This is a genomic window from Gilliamella sp. GillExp13, from assembly GCF_001690815.1.
Taxonomy (GTDB): Bacteria; Pseudomonadota; Gammaproteobacteria; order Enterobacterales; family Orbaceae; genus Gilliamella; species Gilliamella bombi.
Genome location: NZ_LZHJ01000015.1, coordinates 1 through 14,854 on the forward strand (window position 1 = coordinate 1; position 14,854 = coordinate 14,854).

Below are 14,854 nucleotides of genomic sequence, written 5' to 3' on the forward strand. Positions count from 1 at the left end.
CGCTACGCAAAGAGAATAAACGCTTGTTAATGGAGAATGATATCCTAAAGCAAGCGACGTTGATAATGGGAAGAAAATCGAGTTAATTTTACATAATAAGCATCGATACAGCTTACGTGCATTATGTCGATGTTTAAATGTAACCCGAAATCGTTTCTATTATCAACGGCAATTAACGCAGCAATCACAAGATATATCACTGAGTGAAATAGTGGGTGAAATTTTTAATACTAATTATCGTGCTTATGGTACAAGGCGTCTGCAAGCAGAGCTGAGAAAGCAAGGCATAACCGTATCTCGACGCCGAATAGGTCGAATCATGGCGAAAAATGGCTGGGTTTCGAAATACACCTGTAAAAAATATTGTATTCATACAGAAAAAAGCAATGAATCGCCGGTGGGGAATGAACTGAATCGAGAATTTAATATAGGTCAACCACGAAAGATATTGGTGACCGATTTAACCTATGTAAGGGTTAAACAACGTTGGCACTACCTTTGTGTAATTGTTGATATCAGTAATCGAGAAATAGTGGGGCGAAGTGCTGGCAGGCATAAAACAGCGGCACTGGTCATGCAAGCTATGAGTCAAATTCCAATGAACTTACAGACGATTGAGTTGTTTCATTCTGATAGAGGAAAAGAGTTTGATAATCATTTGATTGATGAATGTTTAACAGCATTTGGAATTAAACGGTCCTTAAGTCGCAAAGGCTGCCCCTATGATAACGCAATTGCAGAAAGCACATTCAAAGCAGTGAAAACAGAATTTGTGTCAAATACTATTTTTGATTCACTGGCGCAACTTAAATTGGAATTTAATCACTATGTGGATTGGTTTAATTATAATCGACTTCATTCAACATTAAATTACCAGTCGCCGATTGAATACAAAAGAAATCGATGACCTTATCTTTTTGGTACTAAAAAGTGTGGACATACCAATATGACGTATTAACCCTTTTAGATAAAAATATAAAATTTGGAGTAAAAATTAAGATACACAATTTATTTACAAGAAAAATAAATTGTAGGATTTACTAACGCTGTTTACAGTAATTTGAAAAGCTACGGTAATAAATATAAATAAGAAAACAAATTCTTTTATTAGAATCAATCTTACTCACACATTGACAATGCATATCAAAACCTGATCCAGATCACAAAAAAACTTTTTTTATATTGCAAATGGAGATTATCATGTCAAAATGTTACCCGTAACTATTTGGATGTACTAAGGATCAATAATGACTAAAAAAAATAAACAAGTTTTTGTATTAATGGGAGTATCAGGTTGTGGTAAATCAGCAGTTGCCAAACAAGTTGCTTACAACCTAAATGCTGCTTTTTTAGATGGTGATTTTTTACATCCAAAGGCCAATATCTTAAAAATGCGTAGTGGTACACCATTGAACGATGAAGATAGAATGCCTTGGCTTAGCTTAATCAGTAATGCCGCATTTGCTATGAGTAATGTTAACGATGTCTCAATTATTATCTGTTCGGCATTAAAACGAAAATATCGAGATATTATTCGTGGTGAGAATGAAAACGTACATTTTATTTATTTGAAAGGAAGTTTCGATGTAATCGCTGAAAGACTAGCTAAACGTAAAGGACACTACCAAAAAACAGGGATGCTTCAATCGCAATTCGATACTCTAGAAGAACCAACTACTGATGAAAAAGATGTCTACAACATCAATATTGAACAACCATTAGAAAAGGTTGTGCACGATACTGAAAAAGTAATACGCACAATATGTCATTGTTAAAAAAATAGAAACAAAATAAGACGAGGTCAATATGAATCCGACTATTCAGGCTGTAACTCAACGTATTATTGAGCGTTCTAGGGCATCTCGTACCGCTTACCTGCAAAAAATAGAACGAGCTATGCATAAAAAAGTAACTCGATCTAGTTTACCATGTAGTAATTTAGCCCATGGTTTTGCCGCTTGTTGTAGCGATGATAAAAGTGATCTAAAAAACATTTTAAAAAGTAACATAGGGATTATTAGTTCTTATAATGACATGTTATCAGCTCATAAACCATATGAGTTTTATCCTGAACAAATTCGAAAAGCACTTCACGAAGTTGGTGCAGTTGGACAAATGGCTGGTGGAGTACCTGCCATGTGCGATGGTGTAACCCAAGGCGAGCCTGGAATGGAGCTATCATTAATGAGCCGTGATGTGATTGCAATGTCGGTTGCTGTCGGGCTTTCACATAATATGTTTGATGGTGCTCTATATCTTGGAATATGCGATAAAATTGTACCAGGTCTATTTATTGGCGCATTAACGTTTGGTCACTTACCAGCTATTTTTGTACCTGCAGGACCAATGCCATCGGGCTTACCTAATAAAGAAAAAGTGCGTATTCGCCAGCTTTACTCAGAAGGCAAAGCTTCACATGAAGACTTACTTGAATCAGAATCAGCATCTTATCACACTAGTGGTACTTGTACTTTTTATGGTACAGCAAATAGTAACCAAATGGTTATTGAATTAATGGGACTACATTTGCCAGGGACGGCCTTTGTTCATCCTGAAACAGCATTACGTTATGAATTAACCAATGCTGCTGCTAAACAAATTACTCGCCTAACTAACCAATCAGGCAACTATATGCCTATTGGTAAAATGGTAGATGAAAAGGTGATTGTCAATGGTCTAGTTGCACTACTCGCAACTGGCGGTTCAACTAATTTAACCATGCATATTGTGGCGATGGCTAAAGCTGCTGGCATAATTATTAATTGGGATGATATTTCAGACCTATCAACGGCAGTACCACTACTTTGCCGAATTTACCCGAATGGTCCAGCCGATATAAACTACTTTCAAGCAGCTGGGGGGACATCTTTATTGGTTCGCGAATTATTATCGGGTGGTTTATTACATGAAGATGTTGAAACTGTAGTAGGGCGTGGACTTAGTCGTTATACTCAAGAACCTATTTTAGAAAATGACAAACTTACTTTCCGTGAAGGTCCAACAAAATCATTAGATGACAGCGTCATTGCGTCAATCAAAAAACCATTTAATTCTCATGGTGGATTAAAAGTGATGTCAGGAAATCTTGGTCGTGCAATTATGAAAACATCAGCCGTTGCACCTGAACATCAAATTATTGAAGCACCAGCAGTCATCTTTAATAGCCAATATGATTTAGATGCCGAATATAAAGCAGGCAAACTAAATAAAGACTGTGTAGTTGTTGTCCGTTATCAAGGCCCAAAAGCAATTGGCATGCCAGAATTGCATAAACTAATAACACCGCTAGCTGTTCTGCAAGATAAAGGTTATAAAGTTGCGTTATTAACTGATGGTCGATTATCGGGGGCTTCAGGCAAAGTGCCCGCCGCAATTCATGTCACCCCTGAGGCTTATGATGGAGGTTTACTCAGTAAAGTTCAAGAAGGCGACATGATCCGTGTTAATGGTCAAACTGGCGAAATAACATTATTAGTAAGCGAGGCAGAATTAGCCAAACGTGAACCTTATTCTTTCGATTTAGCCGATTCACATCTCGGTTATGGGCGTGAACTATTTACCGTTATCCGAGAAAATTTAACTTCTGCAGAAGAAGGTGCCGTTAGTTTTTAATTCATTTATTCTGCCGCAAATCAGCGGCAGATCCCCCCAAATTATACTGAAACACCCCTATTTCCTGAAACTTTTTAACAAAAACTCTCTGTAAACTTGTCATTTAAAATAAATATAAAAAATAATATAAACTATTTCTTGATAAAATTATCCACCAATAGATTTACCACATCGCCCATTTTCCCTTGCAAAGAAGCTTTTACACTGTAAAGCGCCATTCCCATAACCTGCGATGCTTGAATTTCAGGCGGCATAACTAATTCATTAGAGCTGGTTTTAACATCTAATAATGCAGGACCTTGATGCGATAAAAATGATTGCATTGCTTCATCAAGAGAATCAGAGTTATCAACTCTTATCGCAAATAATCCCATCGAATCGGCAACTTTTGCAAAATTAGGATTCTGTAAATCGGTATAGTGATCAACTAAACCTTCTGATTTCTGTTCCAATTCAACAAAATTAAGTGAACTATTATTAAGCACAATAATTTTAATTGGCAAATTTTCTTGAATTGTAGTTAACAAATCGCCTAATAACATACTAATACCACCATCACCTGATAAAGTAATTACCTGACGATTAGGAAATGCTTTTTGCACACCTAACGCTTGCGGCATTGCATTTGCCATTGTGCCATGTTTCAAACTAATTACCGTACGTCTTTTTCCATTGGTATTAAAATGCCTACAAGCCCAAACCATAGCTGAGCCAACATCAGCACAAAGCACAGCATCTTGTGTCGCATATTTATCAACAAGCTCGGTTAAATATTGAGGATGAATCATTGTTTGAGAAGGTACAGCTTTCTTATTCAATTTATCCATTGCTTTTATATACAATTGGCGACATTTTTCTAAAAACTTAGAATCTTGTTTTTTATCAACTAAAGGAATTAAAGCAGCTAACGTTGGCTTACTACTACCAACAACCCCCACACTCACTGGATGACGCCGTCCAAGATGAGTTGCATCAATATCAACTTGAATAATAATCGCTTTATCAGGATAAAATTGTGACCACGCAAAATCAGCACCTAACATAATTAACACATCACACTCTTTAATCGCTGTTGTTCCTGACTCCATACCAAACATACCAGTCATACCAACGTTATAAGGATTATCATACTCAACAAAATCTTTACCCCTTGAGGTATGCACAATAGGTGATTTTAATTTTTCAGCAAAGGCAATAAGCTCATCGTGAGCCTCACACACTCCTTGCCCAGCAAAGATAGCTATTTTATGATTATTATTAAGTATTTCTGCGATTTGGTTCAGTTCTTCATTTGACGGACGAATAATAGGTTTAGGGTGATAAATCTTATGCCCACTATTATCTTCAACCTTAATTAAACTAATATTATAAGGTATCACTAAAACAGCTACACCTCGTTGATTAATTGCTGCTTGAACGGCTGCGGTTGTTATTTGTCTTGCTTGGGTTGGATCATTGATTTGCTGACAAAATACAGAACAATTTTTATAAATAGATTCAAAGTCAACTTCTTGTGGAAAATCGGTACCTTGTTGCGCGGTCACCAATTGGCTCGCCAATAAAATAACAGGTACTTTATTACGGTGTGCTTCATAAATACCGTTAATAAAATGCAAACTTCCTGGACCACAAGATCCTGCACAAGCTGTAATTTGGTCTGTTAAATAAGCTTCTGCCCCTGCAGCAAAAGCACCGACTTCCTCATGACGAACATGTACCCATTCAATATTACTTTTTTTGATAGAAGAAGTAATATGATTTAAAGTATCGCCAACAATACCATAACAATGTTTAACACCCGCTTCAGACAAAACATCAACTATAATTTGTGCAACAGATTTCTTTGATGACATATTCTCTCCTAAAGAGTTAACGATTAAATAGGTTTAGTTGCTTAAATTACACCTACTTTTCAATAATGCGAATATGTCATAAAGAAAATAGCAGAAAATGTTAAAAAACGAAAAATAACGTAAAAAAAATTAACAATAAAGTAATTATAGCCATATAAACTTTATTTAGAGATATTCCCTATTACAATAAATCAAGGTATTATGTACAAAATATAATCTGTATCATAGAGCTACTTTTTGTGGAACATTTGTCATCTGAGGATGGTTTAGTATCATCAATCGCTAAATTCTTACCTAATTATTTTATTGAATATTACTCACTTATTACTGTCTGCATATTATTATTAATAGCAATTTTAATGTTTTCGTTTAGCAAACTAAGAATGGACATTATTGCATTGCTCACAATCACAGCAATCACCATCACAGGCGTATTAACACCAGCTGAAGCCCTCGCTGGATTTAGCGATCCTAATATTATCTTAATTGCCCTTCTATTTATTATTGGTGAAAGCTTGGTTAGAACAGGCATTTCATACAAAATGAGCGAATACATATTAAAAGTTGCAGGCAAAAACGATATTCGCATTATCACCTGTATTATGTTAGGCGTTGCTTTGCTTGGCTCAGTGATGAGCTCAACTGGCGTAGTTGCAATTTTTATACCTGTTGCCATTAGCATTGCTAACCATACCGGTATTCATGTAAAAAAATTAATGATGCCACTTTGTATTGCGGCATTAATAAGTGGCATGATGACACTGGTTGCCACCGCACCAAACCTTGTGGTAAACAGTGAATTAAACCGTGCCGCTTTGACTGAATTCAGTTTTTTCTCGATTACCCCAATTGGTATTGGTGTTTTAGTTGTCGGGGTTATTTATTGCATATTAACACGCAATTGGTTACTCACAGCAGAACAAGTTACATCAACTAATACCCAACCACAAAGACGAAAAATCACCGATTTAATTCGAGACTATAAATTAATTGGCCGAGCCCATCGAGCACAAATACTAGCTGGCTCACCTTTTGTTGGGCGCACAATTGATGGCTTACATTTGCGTAGTGAACATGGTGTAAATGTTATTGGTATTGAACGTTGGCGCAAATTCCACAAAGTACTAATCCCCGTTAATGGCTCAACCGAATTTCGTGAAAATGATATTTTATTACTCGATATGTCGCACTCTGAAGCGGATTATCGAACCTTCTTAACCACTAATAACCTTGAACCCAAAGTTTTACGCGGTGAATATTTTTCAGAACAAGTTAAACAAGTCGGTATGGCTGAAGTTGCCTTACTGCCCGAATCGACGCTATGTGGAAAAACACTCAATGAAATTGATTTTAGAGGAAAATACTTCCTGACCGTAATTGGGATTTGGCGTAATCATGCACCGGTTGAAACAAACAACTTATTCCAAGAACGTTTAGAAATGAGTGATACATTATTAGTTTGTGGTGACTGGGGTTCGATCCAAAAACTACAAACTCGAACCAATGACTTTGTTGTATTAGACTTTCCGGCAGATATCGATGACATTGCACCAGCAAGCTCACAAGCACCAGCAGCTTTAATTAACCTAGCCATTATGATTATTTTAATGGTGACAAGTATTGTGCCTAATGTGGTTGCGGCATTAATCGCCTGCTTACTGATGGGGACAACACGATGCATTGACATGAGCAATGCCTATAAATCCATACATTGGCCAACCTTAATTCTAATTATAGGTATGATGCCTTTTGCACTAGCACTCAACAAAACGGGAGGTATTTCGCTCATATCAGCTTGGCTTGAAGTCCATTTACGCTCTTTCGGCCCATATATAGTGCTAACATTCATTTTCTTACTATGCTCAACAATTGGATTATTTATATCCAATACTGCAACAGCAATTTTAATTGCACCAATCGCTATTGATTTAGGACTAAAATTTGGTTACTCACCTTATCCATTTGCCATGACTGTGGCAATTGCTACATCAGCATCATTTATTACGCCCGTATCCTCACCGATTAAAACCATGGTGGTAGCACCTGGAGGATACAGCTTTGGAGATTTTGTCAAAATTGGCATACCGTTAACTTTTTTAGTAATGGTGGTAGATATTACTTTAGTGCCGGTGTTTTTTCCATTATAATACGCAATTTAATAACATAAGTAATGCTATTAAATTAATATAAATAAGGAAAAGTTTATTTTTTAATTAAGGATTAGAAATCATGAAATTTTTAGAGGTTATTTTAGGTTTTGCTTTCTTAGTAGGCTTATGGTTTTGTTTTGCGCATTATATTCGATTTTTAAGTAAACTAACGTGTAAAAGAATTAAGAAAAGACTCGAATCTGGAAAGATTAGCAATGCAAAATTAATCCGTAGTTATAACAGTTTCAAAAAATGGAAAGATTGCAAATGGTTGGCAATACTTACGTTTGGTTTACTATATAAAGAATATATTAAAATTCAAAATATGTATTTTAATGCTTACAAAGAAGAAATGATTAAACGTAATCTCCCTTTATAATTTTTACTCACTAATTTAAACTATAATGATGACAATACTGCTATTTTGATTAATTTATCAACTATAGTTTGTTTCGGAAAACAACACTTTCCATGCCCCCTGTGTGGCATGGCTAACCTCGCTCCGCTGTCGATGCATTCTAACGCCAAAATAAGGCAGACAATATAACTAATTATTTTTGTTTTTAAAAACCTAGATTGCACCATGAAGTGTAATTCGTCTTAGCTCCTTAGAATAAAAAATTGTTTACCTAATTTAACTCTAAACGTTTCCCGAACTTGAGTTGCGACTAAATAAGCAGCTTTTCCATCATGCCCAAGCATTTTGAAATCTTTAATATCACCACTTCGAAGTAATGTATTTGCCATATATTTCTTCTCATTCCTTTATATCATTTTTATTTCTTATAATTTTTTTAAGATTATAAAAAGTTTAACAGAAAACGCCATTATTGTAATTAATATCATCATGGATATTCTGAATTTTAAACATATCTTTTAACAGATTATGTCATAAATAGCATCACTAATACAAATTATAAAAAATCAAATAATTAATTGAATTATAATAACTTTACTTATAATTGCGATATAATTGATGAACTCGATTTTTATACTAAAACATATACTTTCCTGAAAATTTTTTACAAAATTATTCTAAAAACTCATCATCTGTTAATACTCGTAATGGTTGCATATCGCTTTCACCTTTTATAACTAAAGAAGGATCGGAGCGTAAGCAAGTCCCACCATAATGTCCACCAACAGTAAAAGTACATAACTGTAGATAACGATCTTCGACTTTCGGTAAGCACCATAGTTCTTGATAAATATTTTCTTGTTTAGCAAATCGACCTACTGTTTTATCAAGGATCTGTTCTTGATTATTCACTAATTGAATATCACTACCACGGCGTCCAGCTATTGGTTTTATTGCATAACCTTTTTTAATTAGGCTTTCATTGAGTTCAAATGTAGACTCTAATAGGTAACGATGATTAGGAAATAAAGACCATAATACGGGTAAAATAGCTTTATTACTTGGAATAACCATCCACAGTGGTTCGAAAACAGAGACTTCCGGTCGCAAAAGTACATCGAGCAATCTAACTGAATTTTCAGGATGCCATGTACGAATTGGTAACCCTGCAATTTGTGCCTCACTTTCTTCTCGAAGTTGCTCTAATACCGTTTCCCAAGCCCATGTTTTCCAGACACAAGTTACTTGGCGATCTTCATCATCAACAAGTCGACCACGTTTATCCCATCTTAGTCCAGTAAGCCCTCGTAAAATTTTGCTATTAAATCCCGCTTGAGTAAGTGCTGTTTGCATAAATAATGCATGATAATTTTCTTCACTATCATTATCTTGCATAATATGAACAAAAGATTGAGCATCACTATGCTTCCAACAGTTAGCTAAAGAATTTAATAAACCACTACTAGGATTAGTTCCTATATTCAGTCCAGCTTGAATAGCCCATTTTTGCAAAATATAACCTGCTTCAGTATGGCAAGAGGCAGAATCAGCATTATATTCATAGACTTTAAAGCCTCGTTCATCCATACAAAAATCTAACCGCCCAGTAATCATTTGGTAACGGCGCTGCTGCCATGAAAGTCTTAATCTTGGCCATAATATTTCTGGAATATTAAAATTAAGTAATAAATTATCGTCCTTTAATACTTTATCTGTGGCATGCAAATACATTAAATGTAATTCATTAGTTGCACGAATAAGTTCTTGTTCTGCACTTTCAGAAATAGTGAAATAGCGATAGTGATCATCATGACTAATAGCATGACCTGTCGCTGAAACATACGCACTTTCTAATGGATCTAATTCATTTAACCAATTTTTATCAAATTGACCTTGGTTTTCAATATGCGCGCTATGAATTTCAAGTAACGGTTTAGGAATTTTAGGTTGCGGTAAACTATATTCAGTCTTGTCAGTTTGAATCATCCACCCTAAGATTTTCGTATCATCAAACGAGTCATGTAGTTGGTAACCGTCACTGGTCACTGTCATTTTAAGTTCACGAGTCCATTGCTGCCCAATTGGTAAACGCTTATGTATGACATTTTGTTCTGCTATCCGTACTTTATCTTTAAATACTTCAGTAATGATAGCCACATGACCTGTACGGTCAAAAAAACCACCATCATCCCAAACAAGTAACGCACCAGCCTCGGGCTTTTTTTTGCTTCCGTTTGCAAAAGCTTGCAAAGGTAAAATCGCTTCATTAACAACTTTCCTTAGAAAACGTAGTGAAAAAATTTCATGCGCCATACCAACATCTGTAAAAACAATACCATAGTTTAAAAATAAAAATCGCCTTGCAAATTCAACGCATTGCCATTTATATCCCATATATTCATAACCAGAATAGCTACGAAAAGATGCATCATTAGGGTATTGTTTTTGATCTAAAGTTTCATAATCAGATGAATAAATGGCAACACCACCTGGTGCATACCCTAATAATGTACCAAAAGGTTCTTTATTATTGGACTTAGATGACATGTTATTTTAGCCTTATTAGTAAATAGCAAGATACGTTAATTACGCTATGTTATAACTTTCTATCATAGATCAAAATATATACTTTAAAAAGCAATGTTTATTATTCGTTACTTGAAGAATAGTAAACTGCCTATATATAGTGTTTATTCTTGGTAGTCATAACGATACACCAAATCAAATAAACGAGAAAAATAAAATTATGCAAAAAACAAAATTAAATGAGTTATTAGAATTCCCATGCTCTTTTACCTATAAAGTAATGGGAGAAGCAAAACCAGAGCTTGTAGACAAAGTGGTATCAGTGATTCAACGCCATGCTCCTGGCGATTATACGCCATCAATCAAACCAAGTAGTAAAGGTAATTATCATTCTGTATCAATTACCATTAATGCAACGCATATCGACCAGGTCGAAAATCTTTATAAAGAATTAGGCGAAATCGATATTGTAAGAATGGTTTTATAGTGTTTTACTTTTGCTAAAAATTGAAAGTCTTATCGGTATAGATAAGGCTTCCTGTTCCACAGTGAAAAATTTGAATAAAATCAATGCTCCACATGAATGGTTTTAGCAAAGATTTATCTTTATTATAACAAAAAGAATTAATTAGAAAATATTATAGAATCAATGTATTTTATTACGATTTTCAAATTAGTATTGTATAAACAGTGACATAAATTTATTCAAGATGATAAAACGCAAGATAGTATTAACTGCCTTGCGCTTTTAATAGAGAAGAAATTATCCTAAAATTTTCACTAATTCTTTTGTTACTTCAGTTACAGCTTGCGTTCCATCAATACGGAAATATTGTGTCCGCCCTTCTTTGGCTTCATGCTGATAATAACTAATTAGTGGTTTAGTCAAATCGTGATATTCAACAAGGCGTTTACGAACGATTTCTTCGTTATCATCTTTGCGAATAGTAAGTGGTTCACCAGTCACATCATCAACATTTTCCACCTTTGGTGGATTATGGCGAATGTGATAAACACGACCTGAAGGAGCATGAATTCGGCGCCCACTCATGCGATCAATAATCACTGCGTCTGGTACATCAAATTCAAGCACATAGTCAACCTTTATGCCTGCTGTTTTCATCGCATCTGCTTGTGGAACCGTGCGAGGGAAGCCATCTAGCAAAAAGCCATTAGCGCAATCGCTTTGTGCAATACGTTCTTTAACTAATGCAATAACAAGTTCATCGGTAACTAGTTTACCGGCATCCATTAACTCCTTAGCTTGTAAACCAAGTGGACTACCAGCTTTTACTGCTGCTCGCAACATATCACCAGTTGAAATTTGAGGAATACCATATTTTTGCATAATAAATTGTGCTTGTGTTCCCTTTCCTGCTCCTGGTGCTCCTAATAAAATAATTCGCATAAAATAACCTCTTATGGCTTTAATATAAATAAAGCTTCTATTCTGGTAAGTAATGAAATATCACCTTACTGCTGGATATCAAACCATCAGTTGGGCAAATATAGTTAACCGCTCCACAACCTTTGATCATTTGAGCTTTTTGCAAACAAGTCGGGCAAATATACTGTTCAAGATAATGTTGCTTACAATGAGGACAATTAAAATTCTGTGGTGAAACAACACTCATTTTATGATGACACTTTGGACAAAGGCCTTCTTTCCCAGAATCATTTATTAATTTTCCTGACATAAATTAATTTCGCCCTCTTACATGCTTCATTAATCGACGACGTTTACGTTGCTGTGATGCAGTTAAAGTATTTTTTCTACCTTCGAATGGGTTAGCCCCTTCTTTAAACTGAATTCGAATTGGTGACCCCATGATTTTTAGTGATCGTCTAAAATAGTTCATCAAATAACGTTTATAAGAATCTGGTAGATCTTCTACTTGATTACCATGAATCACAACAATTGGTGGATTATAACCACCAGCATGTGCATATTTTAGTTTAACACGTCGCCCTCGAACTAAAGGCGGCTGATGGTCATCTTGTGCCATTTGCATAATCTTGGTTAATAATGCGGTATTAACGCGACGTGTTGCACAATCATATGCTTCTTGAATCGAATCAAATAAGTTACCAACACCACTACCATGCAACGCAGAAATAAAATGCACACGAGCAAAATCAATAAAATCTAATCTATCATCTAATGTCGTTTTAACTTGCTCTTTGATATCTTGTGATAAACCATCCCATTTATTAACGGCTATTACAAGTGAGCGCCCACTATTAATAATAAAACCAAGTAATGATAAGTCTTGATCGGATACACCTTCTCTGGCATCAATAACTAAAATAACTACATTAGCATCTTCAATTGCTTGTAACGTTTTAATAACTGAAAATTTTTCAACTGTTTCAGTAACTTTTCCTCGTTTACGTACACCAGCCGTATCAATCAAGATATATTCACGTTCATCTCGATTCATTGGTATATAGATACTGTCTCGAGTTGTCCCTGGCATATCATATACAACAACTCGCTCTTCACCTAAAATTCGATTAGTTAGTGTTGACTTACCAACATTTGGTCGGCCAACAATAGCAACTTTGATAGGTTGATTGATTAATGATTCTGTTTCAGAAACAAAATCATCACATAATTCAGTTAGATCATCTAATTGTTGATTATCATCTGAGTTATTATCGAACTGGAAAATAGGATCTAATACAGTTTCAATTAATGAACTTACGCCACGACCATGACTAGCTGCAATTGGGTGAATTACTCCCAATCCTAAACCATAAAAATCAGAAATCGCAGTATCGACATCAATACCATCAATTTTATTGGCTACTAAAAAAGTAGCTTTATCGCGAGAACGGAGATGTTTTGCAATAGCATGATCAGCTGGCATTGTACCAGCTCTAGCATCAACCAAGAAAAGAACAATATCAGCTTCTTCTATTGCTTGCAGGGATTGCTCAGCCATAAAGCTTTCAACCCCATCTTCTGTTCCATCAATACCGCCAGTATCAATTAAGATATATTCATGGCCCTTAATTTCTGCTCGTCCATACTTACGATCACGCGTTAATCCAGGAAAGTCAGCCACTAAGGCATCTCGAGTTCGTGTTAACCGATTAAATAAAGTCGACTTTCCAACATTTGGACGACCAACAAGCGCTACAACAGGTACCATGTTTCTCCTCTAGGTTACTTTAATTCTTTGTAAAAGCGTAAATATCACCATTTTTAGCCTGAACAATTAACTTATTGTCTACAACTAATGGTTTAGATATTAATCCACTACTACTCACTTGTGTTTTAGCAACAAGTTCACCACTTTCAGCATTTAACCAATATAGGTAACCTTCAAAATCACCAAACACAACATAATTCTGGTAGATGACTGGATCAGTTAACAAACGATGAGTAAAGTCTGACTGAGTCCAAAGTTCTCCACCGCCATTCTTAGCAATGGCTTGAACATTGTCATCTTGGTCAATAACAAACAGTCTATCAGTATCCACAGCCAAGCTATGTATAGATCCAAGTATTTTACGCCAAACAGTCTGACCATTACTTAAATCAAGCGCAACAACACTACCATTATAACCAATAGAATAAACTAAATTTCCCTCAACTACTGGAGTAGAATCAACATCATTTAATTTTGCTATTTCTGTAGAGCCTGATGGCTGTGAAATACGTTGCTGCCAAATTAATTCACCATCATTAATATAGTAGGCATTTACTCGGCCATTATCATCGCCAACGATTGCTGCGCCATGAGCGATAGTTGGCGTAGAATTACCTCTTATCGATAATGCCGGCACTTCGAAGGAAACATCCCACAAATAATCACCTGTGTCACGATCAAGGCCTTGAAGAATACCATTAGCAGTATGAATTATTAATTTATTTTCAGAAGATACTGGGCGAGCAAGTACTTCCCCTTTCACTGTTTTTTCCCACACAACTTTACCATCGAGACGATCTAGCGCATAGACAACAGCACGTTCACTGCCTACATAAACATATTTATCATCAGTACTGACACCACCTGAAAATAGTGCTATTTTACTACTGAAAAGTGTACTTTTAGATAAATTTACATCCCATATAGTATTACCGCTTGATAAATCAATTGCTTTAACTTGTCCACTACGACTCGCTACGTAAATAGCATTATCATAATTAATCGGACCTAATAATGAATAGATATGAGTATTGCCAGCAGTACTATTTTTCCACACTTGTTGGATAGAAAATTGATTATCTACTTTCGGTGACGGTGCAATTTGGACAATCTCTTCCTCTCCACCAAATAAAGAACACCCAGCTAGTGAAAAAATAAAAACACCAGCAAAAAGATATTTTGATAACTTCATTGTATAGA

13 protein-coding genes are annotated in these 14,854 nt (G+C 35.4%); 6 read left to right on the forward strand and 7 right to left on the reverse strand.

Annotation, left to right across the window (positions count from 1 at the left end; translation table 11 throughout):
- The first annotated feature begins 76 nt into the window (after positions 1-76).
- The 3 genes from A9G37_RS00810 (at position 77) to edd (ending at position 3,612) form a co-directional block, all read left to right on the forward strand.
- Positions 77-907 carry an IS3 family transposase gene (locus tag A9G37_RS00810; protein WP_065573933.1) on the forward strand — a complete coding sequence of 277 codons (831 nt, stop codon included), beginning with the start codon at positions 77-79 and terminating at the stop codon, positions 905-907.
- Between the two features lie 340 nt (positions 908-1,247).
- Entirely contained in the window at positions 1,248-1,775 is a 528-nt protein-coding gene (gene gntK, locus A9G37_RS00815; protein WP_034913321.1) for a gluconokinase, read from the forward strand.
- A 31-nt stretch (positions 1,776-1,806) separates the two neighbouring features.
- Complete coding sequence (edd, locus tag A9G37_RS00820; RefSeq protein WP_065574339.1) at positions 1,807-3,612, forward strand: phosphogluconate dehydratase; 1,806 nt, start codon at positions 1,807-1,809, stop codon at positions 3,610-3,612.
- A 131-nt stretch (positions 3,613-3,743) separates the two neighbouring features.
- On the opposite strand, the gene A9G37_RS00825 is transcribed toward edd, so the two are convergent.
- On the reverse strand, positions 3,744-5,465 hold the full coding sequence (locus A9G37_RS00825; protein ID WP_065574340.1) for a thiamine pyrophosphate-dependent enzyme: 1,722 nt from the start codon (positions 5,463-5,465) through the stop codon (positions 3,744-3,746).
- A gap of 305 nt (positions 5,466-5,770) precedes the next feature.
- Here A9G37_RS00825 and A9G37_RS00830 point away from each other — a divergent pair, with 305 nt between their 5' ends.
- Positions 5,771-7,612 carry an SLC13 family permease gene (locus A9G37_RS00830; protein ID WP_442903129.1) on the forward strand — a complete coding sequence of 614 codons (1,842 nt, stop codon included), beginning with the start codon at positions 5,771-5,773 and terminating at the stop codon, positions 7,610-7,612.
- A gap of 82 nt (positions 7,613-7,694) precedes the next feature.
- Positions 7,695-7,994, forward strand: coding sequence for a hypothetical protein (locus A9G37_RS00835; RefSeq protein ID WP_065574341.1), 300 nt, complete (start codon positions 7,695-7,697; stop codon positions 7,992-7,994).
- 221 nt (positions 7,995-8,215) lie between these two features.
- On the opposite strand, the gene A9G37_RS12695 is transcribed toward A9G37_RS00835, so the two are convergent.
- Entirely contained in the window at positions 8,216-8,362 is a 147-nt protein-coding gene (locus tag A9G37_RS12695; RefSeq protein ID WP_176701838.1) for a hypothetical protein, read from the reverse strand.
- A 283-nt stretch (positions 8,363-8,645) separates the two neighbouring features.
- Positions 8,646-10,520, reverse strand: coding sequence for a bifunctional glutathionylspermidine amidase/synthase (gene gss / locus A9G37_RS00840; protein WP_065574342.1), 1,875 nt, complete (start codon positions 10,518-10,520; stop codon positions 8,646-8,648).
- 199 nt (positions 10,521-10,719) lie between these two features.
- Between gss and ybeD the strand changes: the two genes are divergently transcribed.
- Complete coding sequence (gene ybeD / locus A9G37_RS00845; protein WP_034913328.1) at positions 10,720-10,986, forward strand: DUF493 family protein YbeD; 267 nt, start codon at positions 10,720-10,722, stop codon at positions 10,984-10,986.
- Between the two features lie 276 nt (positions 10,987-11,262).
- On the opposite strand, the gene adk is transcribed toward ybeD, so the two are convergent.
- Genes adk through bamB form a run of 4 tightly spaced genes read right to left on the reverse strand, consistent with a single transcriptional unit; the run spans position 11,263 to position 14,846 of the window.
- Positions 11,263-11,907, reverse strand: coding sequence for an adenylate kinase (gene adk, locus A9G37_RS00850; RefSeq protein ID WP_065574343.1), 645 nt, complete (start codon positions 11,905-11,907; stop codon positions 11,263-11,265).
- A 37-nt stretch (positions 11,908-11,944) separates the two neighbouring features.
- The gene (locus A9G37_RS13375) at positions 11,945-12,196 is read right to left on the reverse strand and encodes a YfgJ family double zinc ribbon protein (protein WP_081297592.1); all 252 of its coding nucleotides are present in this window, start codon (positions 12,194-12,196) and stop codon (positions 11,945-11,947) included.
- A 3-nt stretch (positions 12,197-12,199) separates the two neighbouring features.
- Positions 12,200-13,654 (reverse strand): ribosome biogenesis GTPase Der, encoded by a 1,455-nt coding sequence (gene der, locus A9G37_RS00860; RefSeq protein WP_065574344.1) that lies wholly within the window; start codon positions 13,652-13,654, stop codon positions 12,200-12,202.
- A gap of 19 nt (positions 13,655-13,673) precedes the next feature.
- Positions 13,674-14,846, reverse strand: coding sequence for an outer membrane protein assembly factor BamB (gene bamB, locus A9G37_RS00865; protein WP_065574345.1), 1,173 nt, complete (start codon positions 14,844-14,846; stop codon positions 13,674-13,676).
- Between the last annotated feature and the right edge of the window lie 8 nt (positions 14,847-14,854).

What these genes read in the sequence shown, in the direction of transcription:
- gntK (WP_034913321.1), top strand. Translation starts at nt 1,248, where the DNA reads ATGACTAAAAAAAATAAACAAGTTTTTGTATTAATGGGAGTATCAGGT.
- edd (WP_065574339.1), top strand. Translation starts at nt 1,807, where the DNA reads ATGAATCCGACTATTCAGGCTGTAACTCAACGTATTATTGAGCGTTCT.
- A9G37_RS00825 (WP_065574340.1), bottom strand. Translation starts at nt 5,465, where the DNA reads ATGTCATCAAAGAAATCTGTTGCACAAATTATAGTTGATGTTTTGTCT.
- A9G37_RS00835 (WP_065574341.1), top strand. Translation starts at nt 7,695, where the DNA reads ATGAAATTTTTAGAGGTTATTTTAGGTTTTGCTTTCTTAGTAGGCTTA.
- A9G37_RS12695 (WP_176701838.1), bottom strand. Translation starts at nt 8,362, where the DNA reads ATGGCAAATACATTACTTCGAAGTGGTGATATTAAAGATTTCAAAATG.
- gss (WP_065574342.1), bottom strand. Translation starts at nt 10,520, where the DNA reads ATGTCATCTAAGTCCAATAATAAAGAACCTTTTGGTACATTATTAGGG.
- ybeD (WP_034913328.1), top strand. Translation starts at nt 10,720, where the DNA reads ATGCAAAAAACAAAATTAAATGAGTTATTAGAATTCCCATGCTCTTTT.
- adk (WP_065574343.1), bottom strand. Translation starts at nt 11,907, where the DNA reads ATGCGAATTATTTTATTAGGAGCACCAGGAGCAGGAAAGGGAACACAA.
- A9G37_RS13375 (WP_081297592.1), bottom strand. Translation starts at nt 12,196, where the DNA reads ATGTCAGGAAAATTAATAAATGATTCTGGGAAAGAAGGCCTTTGTCCA.
- der (WP_065574344.1), bottom strand. Translation starts at nt 13,654, where the DNA reads ATGGTACCTGTTGTAGCGCTTGTTGGTCGTCCAAATGTTGGAAAGTCG.
- bamB (WP_065574345.1), bottom strand. Translation starts at nt 14,846, where the DNA reads ATGAAGTTATCAAAATATCTTTTTGCTGGTGTTTTTATTTTTTCACTA.